Annotated in this window: 25 protein-coding genes; 14 read left to right on the top strand and 11 right to left on the bottom strand. The window is 71.6% G+C overall.

Annotation, left to right across the window (positions count from 1 at the left end):
* Positions 1-13: 13 nt before the first annotated feature.
* Positions 14-832, top strand: a complete 819-nt coding sequence (locus SPRI_RS06600) for an inositol monophosphatase family protein (protein ID WP_053556756.1) — start codon at positions 14-16, stop codon at positions 830-832.
* Between the two features lie 470 nt (positions 833-1302).
* Here the strand turns inward: SPRI_RS06600 and SPRI_RS06595 are convergent, their stop codons facing one another.
* A complete protein-coding gene (locus SPRI_RS06595) occupies positions 1303-2118 on the bottom strand; it encodes a nucleotidyltransferase domain-containing protein (protein ID WP_053556755.1) in 816 nt (271 codons plus the stop codon).
* Positions 2119-2205: 87 nt separating this feature from the next.
* Between SPRI_RS06595 and SPRI_RS06590 the strand changes: the two genes are divergently transcribed.
* The 5 genes from SPRI_RS06590 (at position 2206) to SPRI_RS06570 (ending at position 7801) form a co-directional block, all read left to right on the top strand.
* Complete coding sequence (locus SPRI_RS06590; protein WP_005309571.1) at positions 2206-3621, top strand: phytoene desaturase family protein; 1416 nt, start codon at positions 2206-2208, stop codon at positions 3619-3621.
* A 142-nt stretch (positions 3622-3763) separates the two neighbouring features.
* A complete protein-coding gene (locus SPRI_RS06585; RefSeq protein WP_234020336.1) occupies positions 3764-5050 on the top strand; it encodes a M48 family metallopeptidase in 1287 nt (428 codons plus the stop codon).
* Positions 5051-5055: 5 nt separating this feature from the next.
* Entirely contained in the window at positions 5056-5589 is a 534-nt protein-coding gene (locus SPRI_RS06580) for an O-acetyl-ADP-ribose deacetylase (protein WP_005309565.1), read from the top strand.
* 145 nt (positions 5590-5734) lie between these two features.
* Positions 5735-7210: an AlkA N-terminal domain-containing protein gene (locus SPRI_RS06575; RefSeq protein ID WP_005309563.1), complete on the top strand. Its 1476-nt coding sequence runs from the start codon at positions 5735-5737 to the stop codon at positions 7208-7210.
* Positions 7211-7225: 15 nt separating this feature from the next.
* Positions 7226-7801 carry a methylated-DNA--[protein]-cysteine S-methyltransferase gene (locus tag SPRI_RS06570; RefSeq protein ID WP_005309560.1) on the top strand — a complete coding sequence of 192 codons (576 nt, stop codon included), beginning with the start codon at positions 7226-7228 and terminating at the stop codon, positions 7799-7801.
* Here SPRI_RS06570 and SPRI_RS06565 read toward each other — a convergent pair.
* On the bottom strand, positions 7720-8466 hold the full coding sequence (locus SPRI_RS06565; protein ID WP_037773306.1) for an SIR2 family NAD-dependent protein deacylase: 747 nt from the start codon (positions 8464-8466) through the stop codon (positions 7720-7722). The two genes, SPRI_RS06570 and SPRI_RS06565, sit on opposite strands and share 82 nt — an antisense overlap.
* Before the next feature lie 148 nt (positions 8467-8614).
* Between SPRI_RS06565 and SPRI_RS06560 the strand changes: the two genes are divergently transcribed.
* On the top strand, positions 8615-8815 hold the full coding sequence (locus SPRI_RS06560) for a type II toxin-antitoxin system VapB family antitoxin (RefSeq protein ID WP_005309554.1): 201 nt from the start codon (positions 8615-8617) through the stop codon (positions 8813-8815).
* Between the two features lie 17 nt (positions 8816-8832).
* On the opposite strand, the gene SPRI_RS06555 is transcribed toward SPRI_RS06560, so the two are convergent.
* Positions 8833-9327 carry an NUDIX domain-containing protein gene (locus tag SPRI_RS06555; RefSeq protein WP_005309553.1) on the bottom strand — a complete coding sequence of 165 codons (495 nt, stop codon included), beginning with the start codon at positions 9325-9327 and terminating at the stop codon, positions 8833-8835.
* 119 nt (positions 9328-9446) lie between these two features.
* Between SPRI_RS06555 and SPRI_RS06550 the strand changes: the two genes are divergently transcribed.
* From SPRI_RS06550 to SPRI_RS06520, 7 genes are all read left to right on the top strand, one after another.
* Entirely contained in the window at positions 9447-10580 is a 1134-nt protein-coding gene (locus SPRI_RS06550; RefSeq protein ID WP_037773305.1) for a glycerate kinase, read from the top strand.
* A 617-nt stretch (positions 10581-11197) separates the two neighbouring features.
* Positions 11198-11998 (top strand): ABC transporter ATP-binding protein, encoded by an 801-nt coding sequence (locus SPRI_RS06545; RefSeq protein ID WP_053556754.1) that lies wholly within the window; start codon positions 11198-11200, stop codon positions 11996-11998.
* Positions 11995-12789 carry an ABC transporter ATP-binding protein gene (locus tag SPRI_RS06540; RefSeq protein WP_005309545.1) on the top strand — a complete coding sequence of 265 codons (795 nt, stop codon included), beginning with the start codon at positions 11995-11997 and terminating at the stop codon, positions 12787-12789. The genes SPRI_RS06545 and SPRI_RS06540 overlap by 4 nt, the downstream gene beginning before the upstream one ends.
* Positions 12786-13676: a branched-chain amino acid ABC transporter permease gene (locus tag SPRI_RS06535; protein WP_005309543.1), complete on the top strand. Its 891-nt coding sequence runs from the start codon at positions 12786-12788 to the stop codon at positions 13674-13676. Before SPRI_RS06540 ends, SPRI_RS06535 begins: the two co-directional genes overlap by 4 nt.
* A complete protein-coding gene (locus SPRI_RS06530) occupies positions 13669-14931 on the top strand; it encodes a branched-chain amino acid ABC transporter permease (RefSeq protein ID WP_238996202.1) in 1263 nt (420 codons plus the stop codon). The genes SPRI_RS06535 and SPRI_RS06530 overlap by 8 nt, the downstream gene beginning before the upstream one ends.
* Entirely contained in the window at positions 14928-16187 is a 1260-nt protein-coding gene (locus SPRI_RS06525) for an ABC transporter substrate-binding protein (protein ID WP_005309536.1), read from the top strand. The genes SPRI_RS06530 and SPRI_RS06525 overlap by 4 nt, the downstream gene beginning before the upstream one ends.
* 433 nt (positions 16188-16620) lie before the next feature.
* Complete coding sequence (locus SPRI_RS06520) at positions 16621-17484, top strand: helix-turn-helix transcriptional regulator (RefSeq protein WP_005309535.1); 864 nt, start codon at positions 16621-16623, stop codon at positions 17482-17484.
* A gap of 158 nt (positions 17485-17642) precedes the next feature.
* On the opposite strand, the gene pssA is transcribed toward SPRI_RS06520, so the two are convergent.
* From pssA to SPRI_RS06480, 8 genes are all read right to left on the bottom strand, one after another.
* Positions 17643-18503, bottom strand: coding sequence for a CDP-diacylglycerol--serine O-phosphatidyltransferase (gene pssA / locus SPRI_RS06515; RefSeq protein WP_037773303.1), 861 nt, complete (start codon positions 18501-18503; stop codon positions 17643-17645).
* Positions 18490-19146: a phosphatidylserine decarboxylase gene (locus tag SPRI_RS06510; protein WP_005309530.1), complete on the bottom strand. Its 657-nt coding sequence runs from the start codon at positions 19144-19146 to the stop codon at positions 18490-18492. Before SPRI_RS06510 ends, pssA begins: the two co-directional genes overlap by 14 nt.
* Positions 19147-19315: 169 nt before the next feature.
* Positions 19316-20521, bottom strand: coding sequence for an acyl-CoA dehydrogenase family protein (locus tag SPRI_RS06505; protein ID WP_005309527.1), 1206 nt, complete (start codon positions 20519-20521; stop codon positions 19316-19318).
* Between the two features lie 2 nt (positions 20522-20523).
* A complete protein-coding gene (locus SPRI_RS06500) occupies positions 20524-21036 on the bottom strand; it encodes a MaoC family dehydratase (protein ID WP_005309524.1) in 513 nt (170 codons plus the stop codon).
* A 5-nt stretch (positions 21037-21041) separates the two neighbouring features.
* Positions 21042-22016, bottom strand: coding sequence for an HpcH/HpaI aldolase/citrate lyase family protein (locus SPRI_RS06495; RefSeq protein ID WP_005309521.1), 975 nt, complete (start codon positions 22014-22016; stop codon positions 21042-21044).
* Positions 22013-24025: a protein meaA gene (locus SPRI_RS06490; protein WP_005309518.1), complete on the bottom strand. Its 2013-nt coding sequence runs from the start codon at positions 24023-24025 to the stop codon at positions 22013-22015. The genes SPRI_RS06495 and SPRI_RS06490 overlap by 4 nt, the downstream gene beginning before the upstream one ends.
* 9 nt (positions 24026-24034) lie before the next feature.
* Positions 24035-25372 carry a crotonyl-CoA carboxylase/reductase gene (gene ccrA / locus SPRI_RS06485; RefSeq protein ID WP_005309515.1) on the bottom strand — a complete coding sequence of 446 codons (1338 nt, stop codon included), beginning with the start codon at positions 25370-25372 and terminating at the stop codon, positions 24035-24037.
* A gap of 453 nt (positions 25373-25825) precedes the next feature.
* Positions 25826-26686: a TetR family transcriptional regulator gene (locus SPRI_RS06480; protein WP_037776022.1), complete on the bottom strand. Its 861-nt coding sequence runs from the start codon at positions 26684-26686 to the stop codon at positions 25826-25828.
* Positions 26687-26713 lie beyond the last annotated feature (27 nt).

Genomic DNA, 26713 nt, shown 5'->3' with positions numbered 1-26713 from the left:
ATTGTCTACAGGCATGATCGATGACTTTCTGACCGGGGACCTGTCCGACGTCGAGGAGGCGGTCCGTAAGGCGGCGGCCGCCGAGATCGTGCCGCGCTACCGCCGGCTCGCCGCGCACGAGGTCGACGAGAAGACCGGCCCGCACGACCTCGTCACGATCGCCGACCGCAGCGCGGAGGAGCACCTCGCCGCCTCGCTCACCGCGCTCGTGCCGGGCTCCGTCGTCGTCGGCGAGGAGGCCGTGCACGCCGACCCGGCCGTCGCCGACGCACTGCACGGCGACGCGCCCGTGTGGATCGTCGACCCGGTGGACGGCACCCGCCAGTTCGTGCGCGGCGAGCCCGGGTTCTGCACCCTCGTGGCGCTCGCCGTGCGCGGTGAGCTGCTCGCCTCCTGGACGTACGCGCCGGTCCTCGACGAGTTCGCGGTCGCCGTGCGCGGCGGTGGCGCCCGGCTCAACGGCGCACCGCTGATATCCGGTTCGCCCGGGCCCGGGGCGGTGCTGCGGGTCGCGATGTCCCACCCCGACTACACCACCCCGGAGCAGAAGCGCGCGCTGCTCGGGCTCGCCGAGCCCGGCGTCGAGGCGAGGCCCTGCGGCTCGGCGGGCCTGGAGTACCTGGCCGTGGCACGCGGCGACCTGGACGCGGTGGCGTTCTCGTGGGAGCTCGCATGGGACCACGCGGCCGGTCTTCTGCTGGTGACGGAGGCGGGCGGCGCGCATCTCACCGTCGCCGGCGAGCCGTTCCGCATCACGGGCCCCAACGTCCTCCCGTTCACGGCGGCCCGCGACGAGGCCACGGCCCGCCGGATCCGCGAACTCCTGACCTGAGACGCGGGGGCGGGGCGCGCGGCGCGGCGGCGCGGGACCGGGCCGCCGGGATCGACCTGCGTCACCGACGGTCCGGCCCGAGGCGCGGCCGGCGCCCCCGGCCGGAGCGCCCCTCAGGCCGGGGTTGTCAGCTGCTTGCTGGTGAGCGTGTAGGAGGGCTGTTTGACTCGATCGGGTGCCAATCCGCTCCCGGGCTTGCGGCCTGCTGGGCTGTTCGGGCTAACGTGATCATGCGTTCTGGGACACAGGGTGCGGTGCCGGTAAGCGGGGCCCCTGCTCCACCGGAGAGATGGTTCAGGGCCTCCCCGTCACCTTTGGCCGCGCCCATGTGGCCCGGGTCGCGCAGGGGAACCGGCCTCCCGGGACCGGACCACGCACCCGATGCGTGTCGCCGCCCCGGGGTCGAGTACGCCGGGGACCAGTGCGCCCAAGACCGTTCGGGGCGTGCGACTGAGCAGACTCACTCCCGCTCAGTCCAGAGGAACGGTGTCCGTGGCCAGCAGGGCCCTGATGTCGCGGACCAGCGCGGCCGCCGACTCCACCGCGGCCTGGTCCAGGCCGGTCAGGGACGCGGACACGCGGGCGGTGAAGTCCGCGGGCATCCCCGGGAGCGCCGCGGCCGCCGCCAGCGCGCCCTTCTCGTTGAGGAACCACACCCGGTGGTGGGCGTGCACGGCCTGCACCAGCACCCCGAACGCACGGGACAGGCACAGCGACACATGGAGCGTGTCCGCCGCCCCCACCGACTTCGCCGCGGCGGCGACCGAGAAGTCCGCCTCCCACGCCGCGTCGACCAGCGCACGGCGCAACGGCTCCGGATACTCCTGGGTCCGCTCCCGCAGCGCCGTCAACTCGCCCGCCGGGTCGGCCAGTACCCGGCACAGTGCCACCTCGCCCACGTACGTGGGGGAGGCGAAGCCCAGCGGGTGCCCCGGCTGGATCCCCGTCTCGAACCGCCCGGCCCAGCAGTCGGCCCGGACCCGTTCGACCCGGTCCAGGTCCCGCAGGATCCAGTCCACCCGGGCGCCGTTCACCGAGAGCCACGCGCCGCCGTTGACCCACGGTCCCCAGCCGCCGGGCCCGGCGACCTCCACCGGCTCTCCTGTCACGTCCGCCGCCAGCGCCGCCAGGGCCGCGACGTCGACCTCACCCCGGTAGTAGACGCCGAGATCCCAGTCGGAGTCGGGCCGGTGGGTGCCCCGCGCCCGGCTGCCGCCGAGCGCCACCGCACGCACCCCGGGCACCTTCGCGAGCCGCGCCGCCATGTCTTCGATCATGTTGTTCATCGCCCTCGGACGGTACTCCGCCCGCGATGAGGGCGCCCGGGAATAAGCTTGGGTCTCTTGGCCGTCGGCTGACGAAGGAGTCCGAAGGTGCCGTCGATGCTCGATGCCGTCGTCGTGGGAGCCGGCCCCAACGGGCTGACCGCCGCGGTCGAACTGGCCCGCCGCGGCTTCTCGGTCGCCGTCCACGAGGCCATGGACACCGTCGGTGGCGGTGCCAGGACGGAGGAACTGACCCTCCCCGGCTTCCGCCACGATCCGTGCTCCGCCGTCCACCCGCTCGGCGTCGGCTCGCCCGCCTTCGGCCGGATGCCGCTCGAGCGGCACGGCCTGACCTGGCTGCACCCCGAACTGCCGCTCGCCCATCCGTTCCCGGACGGCACGGCGGCCGTGCTCAGCCGCTCGGTCGGCGAGAGCGCCATGTCGCTGGGCGCGGTGGACGCCGGCGCGTACCGCCGTCTCCTCGCCCCGTACACCGGTCACTGGGACAGCATCGCCGCGGACTTCCTGCGCACCCCCTGGGACGGGATGCCCACCGATCCGTACCGCTACGCCCGCTTCGGCCTGGACGCGATCCGGCCCGCGAGCATGCTCGCCCGCCGCTTCCGGGGCGAGAAGGCCCGCGGTCTGCTCGCCGGGCTCGCCGCGCACGCCATCGCTCCCACCAGCGGCTTCGCCACCGGCGGCATCGCCCTGCTGTTCGCCCTGGCCGCGCACGAGGTCGGCTGGCCCGTCCCGCGCGGCGGTTCACAGGCCATCGCCGACGCCCTCGCCTCCTATCTGCGCTCCCAGGGCGGCACCATCCACACGGGCAGCCCGGTCCGGCGGCTCGACGAGCTCCCGCCGGCCAGGGCGTACGTCTTCGACACGTCACCGACCGCGCTGGCCAGGATCGCCGGGCTCGGCCAGGCGTACTGGCGCTACCGGTACGGCGCCTCCGCGTTCAAGATCGACTACGCGCTGTCGGGGCCGATGCCGTGGCTGTCCAAGGAGGCCAGAACCGCGGGGACCGTGCACATCGGCCCCACGGCGGCCGAGATCGAGAGCGCCCTCGGCGCGGCGGTCTCCGGCCGCGCTCCCGAGGTCCCGTTCCTCATCACCGCCCAGCCGAGCGTGATCGACCCGACCAGGGCGCCCGAAGGCAAGCACGTCCTGTGGGCGTACGGCCATGTCCCGGCCGGCTGGGAGGGCGACGCGACCGAGGTCGTCGAACGTCAACTGGAGCGCTTCGCACCCGGCTTCCGCGACCTGGTCCTGGCCCGCGCCGTCGCCGGCCCTCCCGAGATCGCCGCGCGCAACGCCAACTACGTGGGCGGTGACATCGCGTGCGGCGCCTTCTCCGGACTGCAGACCGTCATCCGCCCGAAGCTGGCCCGCGTCCCCTACGCGACCGCCCACCCCGCCGTCTTCATCTGCTCCTCCGCGACCCCGCCCGGACCCGGCGTCCACGGCATGCCCGGCCACCACGCGGCGAAGGCGGTGTGGCGCAGGCTGCGGCAGCGCTGAGCGGAACGGGGCTGGTCAGCGCAGTAGCGAACGGTTTACGCTGCGGCGCCGACGTGATCACTCCTCGCCGTTCGAGGAACGGTCCGGTCACGTCGCACATGTGGCGGCCTCCGGGGAGTGGCCGCGGGAGGGGGACCACGGCGTGGACACCACGATGGAGACCGTGCGGCAATGCCCCGGGTGCGGGGCCGAGGTCCGCACGGACCGCCGCTTCACCGCGTGGTGCGCGGCGTGCGACTGGAACGTCGACCCCCGAGGCTCCGACGAGCGGCACGGTGCGCTGGAGCGGCTGCGGCGCGGGCTCGCGCTGCGGAACGGTGAGAGGCTGCTCGCCGAGGTGATGTCCGGGGCCACGCTGAAGCCGCAGGGTGACGCCGCGACCGTCCTTGCGTACGCCCTGTCCCTCGCCGTCCACGGGACCACCGTCGCCCTGCTCGTCACCGGCGTGCTGCTCGCCGTGCTCGGCTGGGGCACGGCCGCCCCGCTGCTCGGCGGTGTCCTGCTGCTGCTGGCCTGGCTCCTGCGGCCCCGGTTCGGCGAACTGCCCGACGATCTGCCGGTACTGCACAGGGCCGACGCGCCCCAGCTCTTCGCCATGATCGACGAGGTCGCCGACGTCGCCGGCACGGCAGGGGTGCACGCGGTCGTCGTGAGCGACGAGGTCAACGCGAGCGTCACGACGTACGGCATCCGGCAGCGCCGCTTGCTGGACATCGGGCTCGGACTCTGGGAGATCCTCACACCCCAGCAGAGGATCGCCCTGATCGGCCACGAACTCGGCCACTACGCGGGCGGCGACACCCGCCGCGGCCTGATCACCGGCAACGCCCTCCGCTCGCTCGGCATCTGGCACTTCATGCTCCAGCGTGTGCCGAGCCCGACGATCGGCGAGATGTTCCTCAACGCCGTGTACTTCCTGCCGCGCTGCGCGGTCCTCGGACTGCTCATGCTGCTCGACCGATTGACACTGCGGGCGGCGCAGCGCGGCGAGTACCTCGCCGACGCCGCGGCGGCGAGGGCGGGATCCACCGAGGCAGCCGTCGGTCTGATGGACCGGCTCCTCGTCGCGGACTCCGCCGAAGCCGCCCTGCTGCGCGAGTCCAACGCCGGCCGGATGCGGCGGGCCGGGGACAAGTCGTACCTGGAGAAATGGCGCGGGCTCTGGGAGCGGCTGGCGGCCCAGATCGAGTCGATCCCGGAAAGCGAGATCGAGCGGCAACGCCGAGCGAGCGAACTGCGCGGCCACACCGTCGACGCCACCCATCCGCCGACACACCTGCGACGCGCCTGCCTGCTCACCGGTGAGCCGCTCACGGCGCTCGTCGTGCCGGACGAAGCGCGCCTCGCCGCGGTCGCCGACGAGCTGGCCGCGCCGCGGGAGCGGCTCGCGCGCCGGATTGTGAAGGACGGGCGCCGGGAAGGACGATGAGTTCCATGACACAGACCGCACCGACGGTGACCCTCGTCCGCGGGGACATCACCGAGCAGCACGTCGACGCCGTCGTCAACGCCGCCAACTCCTCCCTGCTCGGCGGCGGGGGAGTCGACGGCGCCATTCACCGCAAGGGCGGGCCTGAGATCCTCGCCGACTGCCGTGCCCTGCGCGCCTCCCACTACGGCAAGGGGCTCCCGACCGGGCAGGCCGTCGCCACCACGGCCGGGCGCCTCGACGCGGAGCACGTCATCCACACCGTCGGGCCGGTCCACAGCGCCTCCGAGGAGCGCTCGGCGCAGCTCGCCTCCTGCTACCGCGAGTCGCTGCGCGTCGCGGCGGAGCTGGGCGCGCGGACCGTGGCGTTCCCCGCGATCTCCACGGGGATCTACGGGTGGCCCATGGACGACGGCGCCAGGATCGCGGTGCGCACCGTCCGCGAGGCAGCCGTCGCGCCGGTCGAGGAGGTGCGGTTCGTCCTGTTCGACGACAGGGCCTACGCGGCCTTCGAATCGGCCCTCGCCTCGACCGGCTGAACCGCGCGCGGCCCTCGCCTCGACCGGCTGCACCGCGTGCGGCCGTGCCCCTCGACCGGCCGAGTCCCGCGCGGGCCCAGGCAGCCGGACGCTGATGTCGGATTCCTGCCAGCCGGCCGGCATCGGCACCCGCCATCCTTGAGGCATGCACACCGACACCGAGCGTTGCGTGCGCGCCGTCCGTTCCAAGGACGCGCGGTTCGACGGATGGTTCTTCACCGCCGTGCTGACCACCCGGATCTACTGCCGTCCCAGCTGTCCCGTGGTGCCGCCGAAGGCCGAGAACATGGTCTTCTACCCGAGCGCCGCCGCCTGCCAGCAGGCCGGATTCCGGGCCTGCAAGCGCTGCCGGCCGGACACCAGCCCCGGCTCGCCGGAATGGAACGCCCGCGCCGACGCCGTCGCACGGGCCGTCCGGCTCATCCAGGACGGCGTCGTCGACCGCGAGGGCGTGCCAGGGCTCGCCGCCCGGCTCGGCTACTCGACCCGGCAGGTCGAGCGCCAGCTGCTCGCCGAGCTCGGCGCGGGACCGCTCGCCCTGGCCCGGGCGCAGCGGGCGCAGACGGCCAGGCTGCTCATCGAGACCACGCCGCTGCCGATGGCGGAGGTCGCCTTCGCGGCGGGCTTCTCCTCGATCCGCACGTTCAACGACACCGTCCGCGAGGTCTTCGCGCTGGCCCCGGGCGAACTGCGGGCGAGGGCCGCACGCGGCCGTTCCGCACCGGCGGCCACGCCCGGTGTCATCGCGCTCCGGCTCCCGTACCGCGCACCGCTCGAGCCCGGCAACCTCTTCGGGCACCTCGCGGCGACCGGCGTGCCCGGTGTGGAGGAGTGGCGGGACGGCGCGTACCGGCGCACGCTCTCGCTGCCGTACGGGCACGGCATCGTCTCCCTCGCCCCGCACCCGGACCACATCGCCTGCCGGTTGTCGCTGACGGACCCGCGCGACCTCACCATCGCGATCAGCCGCTGCCGCTGGATGCTCGACCTGGACGCCGACCCGGTCGCAGTGGACGACCAGTTGCGCGACGATCCGCTGCTGGCGCCGCTGGTCGGCAAGGCACCCGGCCGGCGCGTGCCGCGCACGGTCGACGCGGCCGAGTTCGCCGTACGGGCCGTGCTCGGCCAGCAGGTCTCCACCGCCGCCGCCCGCACCCACGCGGGGCGCCTCGTCAGGGCGCACGGCGTACCCGTGGAGGACCCGGAGGGCGGCCTGACCCACCTCTTCCCGGCCCCGGACGCGCTGGCGTCCCTCGATCCCGAGGCCCTGGCGCTGCCCCGCAGTCGCCGGACCACCCTGACCACCCTCGTCGCCGCCCTCGCGGACGGCACGCTGAAGCTCGACCCCGGCAGCGACTGGGACCGGGCGCGCGCCCAGCTCGCCGCCCTGCCCGGCTTCGGGCCGTGGACCGTGGAGGTCATCGCGATGCGTGCCCTCGGCGACCCCGACGCCTTCCTTCCCACCGACCTCGGCATGCGGCGCGCCGCCGCAGCGCTCGGCCTGCCGTCCACCCCCGCCGCCCTCACCGCACGCGCGGCCGCCTGGCGGCCGTGGCGGGCCTACGCCGTCCAGTACCTGTGGGCGTCGGACGACCACCCCATCAACCACCTTCCCGCGTAAGGAGACCGAACAGACATGACGACCCGGCAGCACACCGTCGTCGACAGCCCGTACGGCCCGCTCACCCTCGTCGCCACCGACGGCGTGCTCAGCGGGCTGTACATGACCGAGCAGCGGCACCGCCCCGCCGAGGAGACCTTCGGCGAGGAGGACGAGCGGCCGTTCGGCGAGACGATCCACCAACTCGACGCCTACTTCGCCCGCGAACTCACCGAGTTCGACCTGCCGATGCACTTCGCGGGCACGCCGTTCCAGCGCGGCGTGTGGGAGCAGCTGCGCCGGATCCCTTACGGGCAGACCCGCACCTACGGCGAACTCGCGGAGATCCTCGGCAACCGGGGAGCGTCCCGCGCGGTGGGTCTGGCCAACGGCAAGAACCCGATCGGCATCATCGTGCCCTGCCACCGCGTGATCGGCTCGTCCGGCAGCCTCGTCGGCTACGGCGGCGGCCTCGACCGCAAGCAGCGGCTGCTCTCGTTCGAGCGCGGCGGCTTCGAGGACGTGCTCTTTCAGCCCGCGAGCCGCTCCAGCAACGCGGGCAGCGCCGTCCCGATGGGCTCGCGCACGACCTCGTCGGCCAGCTCGTCGTAAGGCGTCGGCTCTGCGTTCACCACGATCAGCCGGGCCCCGTGCTCGGCCGCGACACCGGCGAGGCCCGCGGCGGGCTGGACCTGGAGGCTGGTGCCGACGGCGATGAAGACCTGACAGGCCTTGGTGACCGCGACGGCCTCACCCAGGACGACCGGGTCGAGGCGCTGGCCGAACATCACCGTCGCCGACTTCAGGATCCCGCCGCACTCCAGGCACGGCGGGTCGTCCTCGCCGGCCTCGACGCGGGCGAGGGCGTCCTCCATCCGACCGCGCGCGTGGCACTTGGTGCACACGAAACTCCGGGCGCTGCCGTGCAGTTCGAGGACCTTGCGGGCGGGCAGCCCGGCGAGCTGGTGCAGTCCGTCCACGTTCTGCGTGATCACCCGCACCGGCACCCCGGACCGCTCCAGCTCGGCGACCGCCCGGTGCGCCGCGTTCGGCTCGGCCCTCAGCGTCCGGTTCCCGCGCCGCATCTGCCACGACCGCCGCCGGATCTCCGGATCACCCATGTAGTACTCGTACGTGACGAGCTTCTGCGCGTCCGGGTCCCGCCGCCACAGCCCGTTGGGGCCGCGATAGTCGGGGATCCCGGAATCGGTGGAGATACCCGCCCCACTGAGGATGGCGACGAGGGGCCGGTCATGGCGCGAGGTCACTTCTGCCATTGCTCTGCTCCGTGGAGTGCCGGCGTCGCCCTCGCCGCTGCGCCCGCGGGTGCCGGGCCCGGATCGCGAGGGCTGTCATATGACCGAATGTACGCAGAGCGCGCCACCCGTGGCGAACCGTTTGCGCACCGGTGCTACCGTCCCGCCCATGCCGAAGGTCACGATCAGTCTGGATGCCGAACTCGTCGTCGAGGTCATGGTGCTGGCGGGGGTGGGCAGTCCGCAGGACGCCGTCGAACTGGTCGTGCGCGACTACATTGCGCGGGGCCACCGCACGGAGGCACGGGTGGCCGCACGTGACGAGCCCGAGGGCAAGCAGGACGTCCGGCCGCCGGATCCCCAGGCCTGACCGACGGGGCGACCGGGTCAGGAGACGGGCGGCCGCCCGTTCTCGAGCTCGACCGTCCCGGTCCCAGCCTCCAGCGCGTCGAGGGCGGCCAGAACCCGGTGCCCCAGCGAATTGAGCAGATACCGGGGAATGTCCTTGCGCGCCACCAGCCGCCAGGAGATCAGCTCCTCCTCCTGGAGCCGGATCGCCTTGAGGCGGTCCTCGGACAGCACCCCGCCGTCGTACACGTACGCGGTGATCGGCGGCCTGCCCTCGCCCGGCACCCAGTCGACGGCGAGCAGCGCCCCCGGCTCGACGTCGAGCCCGATCTCCTCCAGCGTCTCCCGGCGGGCGGCCTGGCGCGGGGTCTCGCCCAGATCGGACTCGATGGTGCCGCCCGGGAGCGCCCACCCCTCGCGGTAGTTCGGCTCGACGATCAGCAGACGGCCCTCGCCGTCCCGCAGCAGCATGGCGGCGCCGGCGAGGACGCGGGGCAGGGAGGCGATGTACGCGGCGTAGTCGGAGGTCGTCACGGTACGCAGCGTAGGACATACGGCGCAGGGAGCCGGACGATGTGGGACTGGCATGCCCTCCGGTGCTGCCGATAGGGTCGACCCGGCGCGACTGCCTGTTCGATAGCAAGGGATACAAGGTGACGGACGGAGCAGTTACTCAGCCCGCGCGAGTGCTCGTCGCGGCTGACAAGTTCAAGGGCTCGCTCACGGCCGTACAGGTCGCGGAGCGGGTGACGGCCGGCCTGCGGCGGGTCCTGCCCGGGCTGGACGTCGAGGCACTGCCCGTCGCCGACGGCGGCGACGGCACGGTCGCGGCGGCGGTCGCCGCCGGCTTCGAGCGCCGCGAGGTGCGGGTCACGGGGCCGCGCGGGGAGTCACTGACCGCGGCGTACGCCCTCCGGGACGGCACCGCGGTGGTCGAGATGGCCGAGGCCTCGGGCCTCCAGCACCTTCCGGCGGGTGTCTTCGCCCCGCTGACCGCCACGACGTACGGCTCCGGTGAACTGCTGCGCGCCGCGCTCGACGCGGGCGCGCGCACGATCGTCTTCGGCGTCGGCGGCAGCGCCACCACCGACGGCGGCGCCGGAATGCTGGCCGCGCTCGGCGCGCGCTTCCTCGACGCCTCCGGGGCGCCGGTGCCGCCCGGCGGGGGAGGCCTGCGCGAACTGGCGACGGCCGACCTGTCCGGGCTGGACGCCCGGCTGAAAGACGTCGAACTGATCCTCGCCAGCGACGTGGACAACCCGCTGACGGGCCCGAAGGGCGCGCCCGCCGTGTACGGGCCCCAGAAGGGCGCCACGCCGGAGGACGTCGCCCTCCTCGACGCGGCCCTCGCGCACTACGCCTCCGTCCTCGGCCCCGAACACGCGGACTCGCCCGGCGCGGGCGCGGCGGGCGGCATCGGCTACGGCGCGCTGGTCGCGCTCGGCGCGAGCTTCCGGCCCGGCATCGAGGTCATGCTCGACGTACTCGGCTTCGCCCCCGCGCTGGAGAGGGCGACCCTCGTCATCACCGGCGAGGGCTCCCTCGACGAGCAGACCCTCCACGGCAAGGCCCCGGCGGGCGTCGCGGCAGCGGCCCGCGCCCGCGGCATCGAGGTCGTCGCGGTCTGCGGCCGCCTGGCCCTCCCCCCGGAGGCCCTGGGCCACGCGGGCATCCGCCGCGCGTACGCCTTGACGTCACTCGAACCGGACCCGGCGAAGTCCATGGCCCGGGCGGGCGACCTCCTGGAACGCGTGGCGGAGTCGATCGCGCGGGACTTCCTGACCTGACGGTCGCGGGGCGTTTCCCCACACGGGGCTCCGCTCCCGGACCCGTCCGGCGGAGGGAAGGTTTCGCGGGGGCTCACGCCCCCACACCCCGGGAGCGGCAGCTCCGCGCCGCGGCGAGGGATCGCCGGTTCTGTCGGGGCCGGCGCCCGATGCCGGTACGGCAGCTTCGCGCCGCACCGGGCGAGCCACGCCCGCAGACCCGGTCGCACCGGGCCGGGCCATGCCGGCGCACCCAGCCACGCCTGCGAACCCGGTCGCAGCGGGCGGGCCACGCCCGCACCGCAGAGCCGGGCCACGCCGGCGGACCCGGTCGCACCGGGCGAGCCACGCCCGCGGACCCGGTCGCACCGGGCCGGGCCACGCGGGCGCACCCGGCCACGCCCGCGGATCCGCCGCGTCGGGCGGGCGGGGCACGCCCGAGTACAGCGTCGCGTCGGGCCGGGCCCGGTCGTGGTGAGGGGTGGCGGGTCGGCTGTGCGGGTGCACAACGTGGGGGTCCCGCCGCTGGTCAGGCGCAGCGAGTCGGGTGGCAGCCGTGGACCCCGCAGGCACGCCGGTGCTGGTGTTGGCCCCCGAGAGGCGAGCCGACCGTTGGCGAGCCGGACAAGGGGTTGTGTATGGCCGCCGCGTTGGAGGTGCGGGCGCTGTCCGTGGGGTACGGGCCCGTGCGGGCGTTGCGGGACGTCTCCGTCGAGGTGCCCGAGAGTGCCGTCGTCGCCGTGCTCGGCGGCAACGGCGCCGGCAAGTCCACCCTGCTGCGAGCGGTGTCACGCACACTGCCGTTCCAGCGTGGGCATGTCACCGCCGGAAGCATCAGTTTCGAGGGCCGTCCGCTGGACGGCCTCAGCGCCGCCCGGGTCGTGGCGGCCGGAGTCGTCCAGGTCCCGGAAGGCCGCCAGGTCTTCGCACGGATGACCGTGGCGGACAACCTGCGGGCCGGCACGCTCGGCGTGCGCGGGCGGCGGGAGTCGGCCGCCGCGCTCGCCCGCGTGCACGAGCTGTTCCCCGTGCTGGCCGACCGCGCCCAGCAGAAGGCCGGTCTCCTGTCCGGCGGTGAACAGCAGATGCTCGCCATGGGGCGGGCGCTGATGGCCCGTCCCCGGCTGCTGCTGCTCGACGAGCCTTCGCTGGGCCTCGCCCCGCTGATGGCGGCGCGGATCGCCGAGACCATCACGGAGATCAACGCGGCCGGCACGCCCGTCCTGCTCGTCGAGCAGAACGCGGCGATCGCCCTGCGCCTGGCCTCCAGGGCCTATGTCCTGGACGTCGGCGAGGTCGCACTCGAGGGACCGGCCGACGAGCTCGCGGCCTCGGACGAGGTCCGCCGCCGCTATCTCGGGGTCGTCGACGAGGACGCCGCACAGGACGCCGTGCAGGCCCAGCACGCGGCGCCCACGCTGCGGAGGTGGTCCGCATGAGCGCGACGACCACCACGGCGGTCGCACCGCTCGTCGTCGAGGACGTGACGGTCCGCTTCGCCGGCCTCACCGCGCTGGACGGGGTGTCCTTCACCGTCGAGCCGGGCAGCGTGCACGCCGTCATCGGGCCGAACGGCGCCGGCAAGTCCACCACGTTCAACGTGCTCTCGGGCGTGTACCGGGCGACGGAGGGCAGCGTCCGCTTCGGCGACGACGAGCTCACCGGTCTGCCGCCGCACCGCATCGCGGCGCTCGGCGTGGCCCGTACCTTCCAGAATCTCGCGCTGCCGCCCCGCGCCACCGTCGCCGACAGCCTGCTGCTCGGCCGGCACCGGCTCACCCGTACCGGGTTCGTCGCGGCGGGGCTGCGGCTGCCGTCGGCGGCCCGCGAGGAACGCCGGCACCGCGAACGCGTCGCAGAGATCGCCGAGTTCGTCGGCCTCGCGGACGACCTCGACCGGCCTGCCGGTGAACTCCCTTACGGAAAGCAGAAACTCGTGGAACTGGCCCGCGCCCTGTGCATGGAGCCGCGGATCCTGCTCCTCGACGAGCCCGTCGCGGGCATGACCGCCGACGAACGGCGGCAGACCGCCGCCGTCGTCGCGGGCGTACGCGACAGCCTCGGCATATCGATCGTGCTCGTTGAACATGACATGGGGGTGGTGATGCGGCTCGCGGACGCCGTGACCGTGCTCGACTTCGGACGCCGTATCGCGGGCGGCACGCCCGCCCAGGTACAGGGTGATCCGGCGGTAGTGCAGGCGTACCTCGGTACGGAGGCCACGCCATGACCACGTTCACAGAACTGCTCCTCGGCGGACTGTCCATCGGCTCGGTCTACGCGCTGATCGCCCTCGGCTTCGTCGTCATCTTCAAGGCGACGGAGGTGGTCAACTTCGCCCATGCCTCGCTGCTCCTCGCGGGCGGCTACATCACCGCCGTCCTCCACGACGACCTCGGCTTCTGGCCTGCGCTGGCCGTCGGGATCGCGGGCGCCGCGGTCGTCGGCTCCGCCGTCGACTTCCTGGTCATGCGCCGTTACCGGGGCTCCGACCACAGCGTCCTCGCCATCGTCACGATCGGTGTGGACATCCTCCTGACGACCGAGCTGACCCGGCTGATCGGCACGGACGTGATGGCGCTCGGCGACCCCTGGGGCGACCGGGTGGTGAACCTCGGCGAAATCACGATCGCGCAGACCCGGATCGCGGCGTTCGTCGCCGCCGCTCTGCTCATCACGGCGTTCCTGCTCGCCTTCCGCTACACCTCCTGGGGTGTGGCGATGCGCGCGGCTGCCGAGAACCCGCAGACGGCCGCGCTGATGGGCGTACGCCTCGGACGGGTCTCGATGTCGGCCTGGGCGGTCGCCGGCGCGCTCGCCGCGGTCGCGGCGCTGTTCCTGACCGTCTTCCCGACGCCCGGCCTGGAACGGGCCACCTCCCTGGCCGCCCTCAAGGCGTTCCCCGCCGCGATCCTCGGCGGTCTCGACTCGACCACGGGTGCGCTGGCGGGCGGTCTGATCGTCGGGGTCACGGAGTCGTTCGCGACGGGCTACCAGAGCGAACTGACGTTCCTGGGCGGGGGGATCGGCGATCTCGCCCCGTATCTGGTGATGCTGCTCGTGCTGTTGGCGCGGCCCGCCGGACTCTTCGGCACGAAGGAGCTCGCCCGTGTCTGACACCGACCGCCCCGGCTCCGCGCAGCGCGCGGAGCACGTCGACACGGCGAAGCCGTCCGTGCCCGCCCCCTCGGGCGAGAGCGCGGCGCCGGCGAGGTCCGCCGACGCCGCACCCGCCCCGCCCGGGGGAACGGAGCCCGCGAAGGCCGAGAAGACGGCGTCCGAGCCCGTACGGCCCGCCGGGCCCGGCGGGCGGCAAGGGCCGCCGTGGCGCCGCCCCCGCGCCTACCTCTGGTGCGCCCTGTCGCTCCTGCTCCTCGCGCTGCCCTTCTATCTCGACCGCTTCTGGCTCCAGGCAGGCCTGTTCGCCATGGCCGCCGCGATCGGCGCCATCGGCATCAACCTGCTCACCGGCGCGACCGGGCAGCTCTCCATGGGCCACGCCTTCTTCCTGGCCATCGGCGCGTACGGCTACTGCGTCCTGGCCGGCGGCAACGACGTGGAGAGCGGCCACGAGCTGGTCGGTCTCGGTCTGCCCACCTGGCTGGCGGCCGTGCTCGCGGTGCTCCTCGCGGGTCTGGCGGGCGGGGTGTTCAGCCCCATCGCCGGCCGGCTGCGCGGGGCGTACCTCGGTATCGCCACGCTCGCGCTGATCTTCGTCGGCCAGCATGTGCTGTTCAACGCCCGCGACCTCACCGGCGGTTTCAACGGCCGCTCCGTGCCTCCGCTCTCCCTCTTCGGGTTCGAGTTCGACGACAGCGAGCTCCTCGTCGCCGCCGTCCCGTTCCAGTCCATGGAGAAGCTCTGGTACGCCGCGCTCGTCGCGCTCCTGGTGTGCGGTCTCTTCGCCCGCGGAGTGCTCCGCGGCCGGCCCGGCAGGGCGATGAACGCCCTGCGGGACCACCGCATCGCCGCCGGCGTGATGGGCGTGCCGGTCGCCCGCTACCGGGCCGCCGTCTTCGTCCTGTCCTCGATGTACGCGGGTCTCGCCGGCGTCCTGCTGGCCCTGATCTTCCAGCGGACCGTGCCGGAGTACTTCGGCATGATCCTTTCCCTCGAGTACCTGGCCATGATCGTCATCGGCGGTCTCGGCTCGGTCGCGGGAGCCGTCGTCGGCGCGATCTTCGTCTCGCTGCTCCCTCAGGTCCTCACCCGCTGGAGCGACGCCCTGCCCCTGGTCTCCGCACCAGGCACCGGCGGCGTGTCCCCCGGGGAGGCCTCCCGCTATCTGTACGGCGCGGCTGTCGTCGCGGTCGTGCTGTTCCTGCCCGGCGGACTCACCCGCCTCGTTCCGTCCCCTCGGGAGAAGAAATGAAGTCAAGAACGTACGCGGCGGTCCTCGCCGTCCTCGCGCTGACGGTGACGGCCGGTTGCAGCAGCAAGGCCACCAGCGGCGACGGCGACACCAACGGCGCCGGCGGAGTCAAGACCGACAAGGGGGTCACCGACAAGGCGATCACCCTCGGTGTGCTCACCGACATGACGGGCGTCTACGCCTCCCTCGGCAAGAGCGTCACCCAGGCGCAGCAGCTGTGGGCGAAGCAGACCAACGCGGCCGGCGGCATCTGCGACCGGAAGATCGAGCTGACGGTCCGTGACCACGGCTACGACCCGCAGAAGGCCGTCGCCGGCTACACCGAGCTGGAGCCGAAGGTGCTCGGCTTCGCGCAGTTCATCGGCTCGCCGTTCGTCGCGGCCGTCAAGGAGCGCGTCAACGGCCAGGACAAGGGCCTCGTGCTGCCCCAGGCGTGGTCCGCGAACCTGCTGGGCAGCCCGTACGTCCGCGTCCTCGGCGCCACGTACGACGTCGAGACGATCAACGCCGTCGACTACCTCCTCGCCGAGAAGCGCATCGCCAAGGGCGACAAGATCGGTCACGTCTTCTTCGAGGGCGACTACGGCGAGAACGCGCTGGCCGGTTCCAAGTACGCCGCCCAGCAGGCGGGTCTCACGGTCGTCGAGCAGAAGATCAAGCCGACGGACAACGACATGTCGGCGCAGGTCGCCGCCCTGAAGAAGGCGGGCGTCAAGGCGATCCTGCTCAGCGCGGGTCCGCGGCAGGCGGCGTCCCTGGCCGGTGTGGCGGCGGCGGGCGGCTTCGACGTCCCGATCGTCGGCAACAACTCCGCGTTCGCGCCGCAGCTGCTGGCGACGCCGGCGGGACCGGCGCTCACCAAGGACTTCTACATCGCCTCGTCCACGCTCCCGATCGGCGCGCCGGAGCCCGGCCCCTCGAAGCTGGCCAAGGAGTACGCGGCCGAGTATCCGAAGGACGGCCTCGACAACGGTGTGGTCGCCGGTTACACGGCGGCGACGGTCTTCGGCGAGGCGCTGAAGAAGGCGTGCGCGGACAAGGACCTGACGCGGGAGGGCGTCGACAAGGCGCTGCTGACGCTCAACGCGTACAAGAGCGACTTCGGCATCACGCACGACCTGTCGGACCCGGCGGCGCCGTCCACCCGTGAGAGCTACATCATGAAGCCCGACAAGTCCGTGCCCGGCGGCCTGAAGGTGGTCCGTCCGGGAACGGCGTCACAGGCGGCGAAGGCCTTCCGCCCGTCAGCGACGTAACCGCCGCGTCTTTGCTCGCCGCTCGCCCCTCGTCCCCCGTCTCACGGGGGCGAGGGGCGAGGGCGTCCCGTCGCGACGGCGTCGGCCACCGCGACGGGGAGTTCTCGCCGGTGGGAACGTTCGTGTCCGTCCCCGGTCGACGCCGGGGCGGTGCCGCACCCGACGACGACGCCGGAGAACGGCGAACCGTACACCTTCGGCCGCGGGGGCGGCCTGCCGCCTTCGGTCCGAACCCCCGTGGCGGACCGCCGGCGTGCCGGCCCCGCCAGAACTATCGCCGAGCCGGATCACCCTCGCCATGGGGACAAGTGCGTATTGACGGCCGGACACCCGCTGGCCACGGTCCGCTCCGCTACGGCAAGCTGCTCCGTACGCCACGCCTGATCGCTGCGTGGCGTTCCCTGCTCAGGCAGGGAACGCGAAAGGCAGAGGGATGTCCGACCCCGCAGAGAACGACTACGCACGCATGCTGGAGCTCGCCGTGAGTCTCCTGGAGACCAGGGACCCGGACCATCTGTGGCGTGCTGTGGCAGAGGAACTGATGCGCGCGCTCGGCGGTGAGGTGGTTGTCGCCAAGGACTCCGAGTGGGCCGCCGACGACGGGCCCGTGCGGGCGTGGCGAAGGGGCGTGGGCGCCGCGGCGGACGTGCCCTCGCGCCGGGCCGTGCGCCTGATCCGGGAGGGCTACCCCTTCGCCGGGCACTACGGCACGGGGCAGGACCGCGCACCCCGCACGGCGGCCCAGCTCACCGGCGCCCGGTGGCGGAACAGCGAGACCGCGAGCGTCCTCCGCCAGTGCCTCGGGACCGATCACATGCTGGGCCTGCCCCTGCCGGGCCGGAGCCGCCCGGTACGGGGCTTCCTGATCCACCGGGCGGGCCGGGACTTCGACGAGCGGGCCCTCCAGTACGCGGCGGCCGTTCAGCCGCTGCTGCGCGCGGCGGCGGCCCAGCACGAACTGCTGACCGATTACGCGGCGTCGGGCGCGGAGGGCGGGGACCCCGGTGCGGCGTGCCCGCCCGCCGTGCGGACGTCCGACCTCGGCCTCACCCCGCGCGAGACCGCGGTCCTGCGACTGCTCGCCGAGGGCCTGCCGGCGCAGACCATAGGCCGCCGGCTGCATGTGTCGGTGCGGACCGTGCACAAGCATCTGCAGAGCGTGTACCGGAAGCTGGATGCCCCTGACCGCCTCAGCGCCGTGCTGAACGCGCAGCGCCTCGGCCTCCTCGACCGGGAGGCCCCGCGCGACGTACCGGCGCCCGCGGGCACCAGTGAGGGCGCTGCCTCCAACGGGTGATGCCCGGTCCCGGCAGCCTGGCCCCCGCCGCGCCGGCCGGCCGGCCCGGGGATCGTGCCGGCAGTCGGCGCTCTCGGGGCCTGGGGGCCCGGGAAAGCCGAGGGGCCCGGACCGAATCAAGGATTCGGTCCGGGCCCCTCGGGCGACGTACGAGCCGGCTACGGCAGCTGCGCCGCCCGCGCCTCGCGGCTCTCGCGCCGGTTGTCACGGAAGGTGTTCACCCGGCGTGCCGTCGCGAACAGCGGGATCGTCGCCGCCATCACGATCTGCAGCGCGCAGCCCATCTGCAGCAGCACCTGGCCGCCCGGCGCGTCGAACGCCCACGCCGCCAGCATGCCCATGGCCGCCACGATCCAGCAGAGCACCGCCACCGCCAGGACGCCCCGCGGCTTCGGGTACTCGACCCGGCTCACCATGAGCCACGCGGTACCGACGACCGCCAGCAGCGTCGCCTCGAACGGCAGCTCGAGCAGCACGATCGAGACGACCGTGAGTGCACCGAACGGCGAGGGCATGCCCTGGAACGTGCCGTCCTTCACGGTGACGCACGAGAAGCGGGCAAGCCGCAGCACCACCGCCAGCAGCACAACGATCGCGCCCACCGCCGCGACCCGCTCATGCGCGTCGCTCGCGACCATGCCGTACACGAGCACGAAGTACGCGGGCGCCAGACCGAAGCTGATCAGGTCGGAGAGATTGTCCAGCTCCGCACCCATCGGTGACGACCGCAGCTTGCGGGCGACCAGGCCGTCGAACAGGTCGAAGACAGCCGCGCACAGCATCAGTATCACTGCCGTGGCCGCGCTGTTACGGGCCATGCCCGACTCGTCACCCGAGAGGTGCGGGATGAGGATCCCGGTGGTGGTGAAGTACACCGCCATGAATCCGCACGTGGCGTTACCGAGGGTGAGGGTGTCCGCTATCGACAGCCTGAGGGACAGCGGCATTTCCTCCGCGCCGTCGTCCTCGTCCTCCGCGACCCAGTTCGCGGCCTGTGTTTCGGGATCAATCACGGTCAATTCGAGTCACCCCCGCAGTCGTGGTCTGACCGACCTCGACAGCGACGTCGACACCTTCCGGAAGGTAGATGTCAACGCGCGATCCGAAGCGGATCAGACCGATGCGGTCGCCCTGCTCGACCTTGGTGCCCTGCGGGATGTACGGGACGATCCGCCGCGCGACCGCGCCGGCGATCTGCACCATCTCGATGTCGCCGAGCTCGGTGTCGAAGTGCCAGACAACGCGCTCGTTGTTCTCGCTCTCCTTGTTGAACGCGGGGACGAAACCGCCCGGGATGTGCTCGACCGACGTCACCGTGCCCGAGAGGGGCGCGCGGTTGACGTGGACGTTGAGCGGGCTCATGAAGATCGCGACGCGGGTACGTCCGTCCTTCCACGGCATGATGCTCTGCACCACACCGTCGGCGGGCGAGATGACCCGGCCGTGTGCGATCTCACGCTCGGGGTCGCGGAAGAACCACAGCATGCCCGCCGCGAGAGCGGTGGTGGGCACGGCGATGGCCGCGGCACGCCGGGAGCGGCGTGAGCGGACCAGGCTGAGTGCGGCGGTGGCGACGGTCGGCAGAAGCCACGGCGACGCTCCGCGAGCGATACGTACGCCAAGGAGGCTGTCGCGAGGTGCAGAGGTTTGGCTGTGGGGCATGGATGACCTTCGTAGCGGATGATGCCGCGCTGGCAACGGGGGACGGCGGCTTTCCCGCGATCGTATCGGTTACGACCCGCAACTGGGAAAGGCAGAAGCCGAGTCGGCGGCCGGAAGATGATGACAGGGTGTGATCATCTTCCGGCCGTAACCGACTCAAAAGCGACAATCAACCCTGGAATCGGTACTCCTCGAGCAGCCGACGACCAATGATCATTTTCTGGATCTCGGCGGTACCCTCACCGATCAGCAGCATCGGTGCCTCGCGGTAGAGGCGCTCGATCTCGTACTCCTTGGAGAAGCCGTAGCCGCCGTGGATACGGAAGGCGTCCTCGACGACTTCCTTGCAGTACTCGGAGGCGAGGTACTTCGCCATCCCTGCCTCCAGGTCGTTTCGTTCCCCGGAGTCCTTTTTGCGAGCTGCGTTGACCATCATCGCATGAGCGGCCTCGACCTTGGTAGCCATCTCGGCCAGCTTGAACTGGATCGCCTGGTGCTGGGCGATCTGCTTGCCGAAGGTGTGGCGCTGCTGCGCGTAGGAGACCCCCAGCTCAAAGGCACGCTGCGCCACGCCGCAGCCACGCGCGGCCACATTCACGCGCCCGACCTCGACGCCGTCCATCATTTGGTAAAACCCTCGGCCGGTGGTGCCGCCGAGCACCCGATTGGCCGGAATGCGTAGTCCGTCCATGATGAGTTCGGTCGTGTCGACGCCCTTGTAACCCATCTTGTCGATCTTCCCGGGGATGGTGAGGCCGGGGCGGACCTCTCCGAAGCCGGGCTCCTTCTCGACCAGGAAGGTCGTCATCGACTTGTGGGGCGCGGTCCCCTCGGGGTGTCCTTCGTCACTCCGGCACAGGACGGCGACCAGAGTGGACGTGCCGCCGTTCGTCAGCCACATCTTCTGGCCGTTGAGGACGTACTCGTCACCGTCCTTCACGCCCTTGGACGTGATGGCCGACACGTCGGAGCCGAGACCCGGCTCGGACATGGAGAACGCGCCCCGCACCTCGCCGAGCGCCATGCGCGGCAGGAAGGTGTCCTTCTGCTCCTGCGTGCCGTGCTGCTTGAGCATGTAGGCCACGATGAAGTGGGTGTTGATGATGCCGGAGACGGACATCCAGCCGCGGGCGATCTCCTCCACGCACAGCGCGTACGTGAGAAGGGACTCGCCCAGGCCGCCGTACTCCTCCGGGATCATCAGGCCGAACAGGCCGAGTTCCTTCAGGCCCTCGACGATCTGCGTCGGGTACTCGTCCTTGTGCTCCAGCCCGGTCGCGACAGGAATGATCTCCTTGTCGACAAAGTCCCGCACGGTGGCGAGGATCTCCTGCTGAACATCGGTCAGACCGTGGGTCTGGGCGAGTCGCGCCATGACTACTTCTCCTGTGACTTCAGCTCGGGCCGGCCGGGCTGCTCGCCGCCGCGCTCCTTGATGTACGTCTCCGTCGGGACCATCACCTTGCGCCGGAAGACGCAGACGAGGGTGCCGTCCTGCTTGTAGCCCTTGGTCTCCACGTAGACGATCCCGCGGTCGTTCTTGGACCTGGAGGGCGTCTTGTCGAGGACGGTGGTCTCGCCGTAGATGGTGTCGCCGTGGAAGGTCGGCGCCACGTGCCGCAGCGACTCGATCTCCAGGTTGGCGATCGCCTTGCCGGAGACGTCCGGCACGGACATGCCCAGCAGCAGCGAGTAGATGTAGTTCCCCACGACGACGTTCTTGCCGAAGTCCGTCGTGTTCTCCGCATAGTTGGCGTCCATGTGGAGGGGGTGGTGGTTCATGGTCAGGAGACAGAAGAGGTGGTCGTCGTACTCCGTGACGGTCTTCCCGGGCCAGTGCTTGTAGACCGCGCCGACCTCGAACTCCTCGTAGGTGCGTCCGAACTGCATGAGGGTCAGGCCTCCGGGATCTCGAACTTGGTGGTGCGCTTCATGCCGGCGGCGCGTCCCTTGCCGGAGACGACCAGCGCCATCTTGCGGCTGGCCTCGTCGATCATCTCGTCGCCGAGCATCGCCGAGCCCTTCTTGCCGCCCGCCTCGGACGTGTAGTAGTCGTACGCGTCCAGGATCAGCTCGGCGTGGTCGTAGTCCTCCTGCGACGGCGAGAAGATCTCGTTGGACGCCTCGACCTGGCCCGGGTGGAGCACCCACTTGCCGTCGAAGCCGAGCGCCGCGGCGCGCTGCGCGACCGCGCGGTAGCCGTCGATGTTGCGGATCTGCAGGTAGGGGCCGTCGATCGCCTGGAGGTTGTTGGCGCGGGCCGCCATCAGGATCTTCATCAGGATGTAGTGGTACGCGTCGGCGTCGTAACCGGGCGGCTGCTCGCCGACGACCAGGGACTTCATGTTGATGGAGGCCATGAAGTCGGCCGGGCCGAAGATGATCGTCTCCACCCGCGGCGACGCCTGGGCGATCGCGTTGACGTTGTTGAGGCCCTGCGCGTTCTCGATCTGCGCCTCGATGCCGATCTTGCCGACCTCGAAGCCCATCGTCTTCTCGATCTGGGTGAGCAGCAGGTCCAGCGCCACGATCTGCTGGGCGTCCTGCACCTTCGGCAGCATGATGCAGTCGAGGTTCTGGCCGGCACCCTCGACGACCGTGACGACGTCACGGTAGGTCCAGTGCGTGGTCCAGTCGTTGACCCGCACGACCCGCGTCTTGCCGGTCCAGTCGCCCTCGTTGAGGAACTTCACGATGGTGTGCCGCGCGTCCGGCTTGGCGAGCGGCGCGCACGCGTCCTCCAGGTCCAGGAAGACCTGGTCGGCGGGCAGACCCTGGGCCTTCTCCAGGAACCGCGGGTTCGAGCCGGGCACCGCCAGGCAGGAACGGCGCGGACGAAGACGGTTGACCGGGTGCACAGGGGTGCTCATGCGGGGACCTCCAGAGGGTCGAGCTTGTTCGCTTTACGGATCTCGTCGACGATACGGCCGATGATCTCCGTGATACCGAAGTCCTTCGGGGTGAAGACGGCGGCCACGCCCGCCTGCTTCAGGGCGGCGCCGTCGGCGTTCGGGATGATCCCGCCGACGATCACCGGGATGTCCGCGGCGCCGGCCTCGCGCAGCCGTGCGAGCACGTCCGGCACCAGCTCGGCGTGCGAGCCGGACAGGATGGAGAGGCCCACGCAGTGCACGTCCTCCGCGAGGGCGGCGGAGACGATCTGTTCCGGTGTGAGCCGGATCCCCTGGTAGACCACCTCGAACCCGGCGTCGCGGGCCCGTACGGCTATCTGCTCGGCGCCGTTGGAGTGCCCGTCCAGGCCCGGCTTGCCGACCAGCAGCCGCAGCCGGCCCGATCCCAGCTCCTCCGCGGTGCGCGCCACCTTCTCGCGCACGACGGCGAGCGGGGTGCCCGCCTCCGCGGTGACGGCCACCGGGGCGCTGCTGACGCCCGTCGGCGCACGGAACTCGCCGAAGACGTCACGCAGCGCCCAGGCCCACTCGCCGGTGGTGACGCCCGCACGCGCGCACTCGACGGTGGCCGCCATCAGGTTCTCGGTGCCCGCCGCGGCCTTCTTCAGCGCGGCGAGGGCCTCTGCCGCACGGGACTCGTCGCGGTCCGCGCGCCACTCGTGGAGCTTTGCGACGACCCGGGCCTCGTTCGCCGGGTCGACGGTCATGATGGCGGTGTCGAGGTCCGCGGTGAGCGGGTTCTCCTCGGTGGTCTCGTAGATGTTGACGCCGACGATCTTCTCGTCGCCCGCCTCGATCCGTGCCCGCCGTTCGGCGTGCGAGGAGACCAGTTGCGACTTGAGGTAGCCGGACTCGACGGCCGCCATCGCACCGCCCATCTCCTGGATCCGGTCGATCTCCTCGAGGCACTCGGCGACGAGGGACTCGACCTTGGCCTCGATGACGTGCGACCCGTCGAAGATGTCCTCGTACTCGAGCAGGTCCGACTCGTGCGCCAGCACCTGCTGGATGCGCAGCGACCACTGCTGGTCCCAGGGCCGGGGCAGCCCCAGCGCCTCGTTCCAGGCGGGCAGCTGCACGGCGCGCGCACGGGCGTCCTTGGAGAGCGTCACGGCCAGCATCTCGAGCACGATGCGCTGGACGTTGTTCTCCGGCTGCGCCTCGGTCAGACCGAGGGAGTTGACCTGGACGCCGTAGCGGAAGCGGCGCTGCTTCTCGTTCTCGATGCCGTAGCGCTCACGGGTGACCTTGTCCCAGATGCGCCCGAACGCGCGCATCTTGCACATCTCCTCGATGAAGCGGACGCCCGCGTTCACGAAGAACGAGATACGGGCGACCACGTCACCGAACTTCTCGGCCGGCACCTGGCCCGAGTCGCGCACCGCGTCGAGCACGGCGATCGCGGTGGACATCGCGTACGCGATCTCCTGAACCGGCGTGGCCCCGGCCTCCTGCAGGTGGTAGCTGCAGATGTTGATCGGGTTCCACTTGGGGATGTTGGCCACCGTGTACGTGATCATGTCGGTGGTCAGGCGCAGTGAAGGACCGGGCGGGAAGACGTGCGTCCCGCGCGACAGGTACTCCTTGACGATGTCGTTCTGCGTCGTGCCCTGGAGCCTGGTGATGTCCGCGCCCTGCTCCTCCGCGACCACCTGGTACAGCGCCAGCAGCCACATGGCGGTGGCGTTGATGGTCATCGAGGTGTTCATCTGCTCCAGGGGGATGTCCTGGAACAGCCGGCGCATGTCGCCCAGATGGGAGACCGGCACCCCGACCCGGCCGACCTCGCCGCGGGCGAGGACGTGGTCGGGGTCGTATCCGGTCTGGGTCGGCAGGTCGAAGGCCACCGACAGACCCGTCTGGCCCTTGGCGAGGTTGCGCCGGTACAGCTCGTTGGACGCCTCCGCGGTCGAGTGACCCGCGTACGTCCGCATGAGCCAGGGCCGGTCCTTCTGGCGCTCTGTCATCTGTCGACCTCAGACATTCCTGAAGCGGTTGATGGCGTCGAGGTGCTTCTCGCGCATCTCGGGGTCGCGCACGCCGAGGCCTTCCCGCGGGGCGAGGGCGAGGACGCCGACCTTGCCCTGGTGGAGGTTGCGGTGCACGTCGTACGCGGCCTGGCCGGTGTCCTCGAGGGAGTAGACCTTCGAGAGCGTCGGGTGGATCTTGCCCTTGGCGATCAGGCGGTTGGCCTCCCACGCCTCGCGGTAGTTGGCGAAGTGCGAGCCGATGATCCGCTTCAGCGACATCCACAGGTAGCGGTTGTCGTACTCGTGCATGTAGCCCGAGGTCGAGGCGCAGGTGGTGATGGTGCCGCCCTTGCGGGTGACGTAGACGGACGCGCCGAAGGTCTCGCGGCCGGGGTGCTCGAAGACGATGTCGATGTCCTCGCCGCCGGTGAGCTCGCGGATGCGCTTGCCGAAGCGCTTCCACTCCTTGGGGTCCTGGGTCTGCTCGTCCTTCCAGAACTTGTAGCCCTCGGCGTTGCGGTCGATGATCGCCTCCGCGCCCATCTTCCGGCAGATGTCCGCCTTCTGGTCGCTGGAGACGACACAGATCGGGTTGGCGCCGCCGGCCAGCGCGAACTGGGTGGCGTAGGAGCCGAGCCCGCCGCTGGCGCCCCAGATGAGGACGTTGTCGCCCTGCTTCATGCCGGCGCCGTTGCGGGAGACGAGCTGGCGGTACGCGGTGGAGTTCACCAGGCCCGGGGAAGCGGCCTCCTCCCAGCTGAGGTGCTTCGGCTTGGGCATCAGCTGGTTGGACTTGACGAGCGCGACCTCGGCCAGGCCGCCGAAGTTGGTCTCGAAGCCCCAGATGCGCTGCTCGGGGTCGAGCATCGTGTCGTTGTGGCCGTCGGAGGACTCCAGCTCGACGGAGAGGCAGTGCGCGACGACCTCGTCACCCGGGTTCCAGGCGTTCACGCCGGGTCCGGTGCGCAGGACGACGCCCGCGAGGTCGGAGCCGATGACGTGGTACGGCAGGTCGTGGCGCTTGGTGAGCTCGGACAGGCGTCCGTAGCGCTCCAGGAACCCGAAGGTCGACAGCGGCTCGAAGATCGAGGTCCACACGGAGTTGTAGTTGACCGAGGAGGCCATGACCGCAACCAGGGCCTCGCCGGGACCGAGCTCCGGCACCGGCACGTCCTCGACGTGGAGGGACTTGCGGGGGTCCTTCTCCCGCGTGGTGAGGCCCTCGAACATGTCGACCTCGTCCTTGTGCACGGTGACCGCGCGGTAGGACTCGGGAATGGTCAGAGCGGCGAAGTCGGCGGACGTGGACTCCGTCGACTGGATCGCGTCCAGGATTTCCTTCACGGTGTTGCCTCCGGCGAAGAGCGTCTGAGGGGGACGCTGAGGGGTACGTCGGGTGGTGCTGCTGTGGAGGTGTGCCGTCGGTTCGGCGGGTGGTGCTGGCGGCGCTGGTAGCGCGGAAGGTGCCTGTGACGCAGGCGTCCGGGCGCGCAGCGCGATGGTTGCGGGGACAGCCGGCGTACGAATGGTCTCTGCACGCCGGCCGCCCGGACAACATCAACGTATGGCACCCCGTGCCAGGTGACAAGACACTGCGTGCCAAGAATTTCTCTCAGATGCAATCCGCCGGACACATATGAGCGATGATCGATCGAATGGGGGCCTGAGCAGCACGAACGGCCGCCCCTGGACGGGACGGCCGTGACGTTTCGTGTGCGGGTGTGTCGGTGGGGTGAGGGGTGCTGATGTGTCTTCGGCGGCGGCGGGTACCGCCGCACGGGTGAATTCTGCGGCGGGTCAGCCGTTCCTGAGCGCCTGCTCGATCGTCCGCATGACCTCGCTCAGCGGCGCGTCCGTACGGGCCACCGCCACCAGTACCTCGCCCTGCGTGCGTGCCGTCGCCGCGGGCTCCTCGGCCGCCGCGGCCTCGCCCATGACCGTGCCGCTCTTGCGGCCGGCCCCTATGCCCGAACCGAACGTGTCGCGGACGATCGCGAACGCGTGGTCGAGCTGGGCCTCCACGTCGCCCTGGCCGCCCGCCCGCAGCCAGCGGCGCAGCACATGGTTGTGCGCGGTGACGACCGCGGAGGCGGCCACCTCCGCCAGCAGCGGGTCGTCGTTGCCGTCGTGGTGGTCGCGCTCGTCGAAATGGCCCAGCAGATAACGCGTGAACAGACGCTCGTAGCGGGCCACCGACGCGATCTCGCGCTCCCGCAGGGTCGGCACCTCGCGGGTCAGGCGATAGCGCTCCACGGAGACCGCGGGAGAGGCCGCGTACATCCGCATGACCTCTTTGATGCCGCGGCAGACCGTGTCCAGGGGGTGCTCGTGGGGCGGCGCGGCGTTCAGCACCGCCTCCGCCCGCACCAGCGTGTCGTCGTGGTCCGGGAAGATCGCCTCTTCCTTGGAGCGGAAGTGCCGGAAGAAGGTCCGCCGTGCCACACCCGCCGTGGCGGCGATCTCGTCGACCGTCGTCGCCTCGTAGCCCTTGGTCGCGAACAACTCCATGGCCGCCGCCGCCAGTTCACGGCGCATCTTCAGACGTTGCGCGGCGGCGCGGGAGCCTGCGGCGCTCTCCGGAGCGTCGGCCTGGGCGCCGGCGCGGCCGGTGCGGCGGGAGGGATCAGCGGACTGGGGCATGATCTGAACGTACTGCATTCGAGCAGCTGAATGTGCCCACGGGGC

This window comes from Streptomyces pristinaespiralis (genome assembly GCF_001278075.1).
GTDB lineage: Bacteria > Actinomycetota > Actinomycetes > Streptomycetales > Streptomycetaceae > Streptomyces > Streptomyces pristinaespiralis.
Note: the sequence above shows the minus strand (reverse complement) of the source record. Positions and strands in the feature narration are given on the sequence as shown.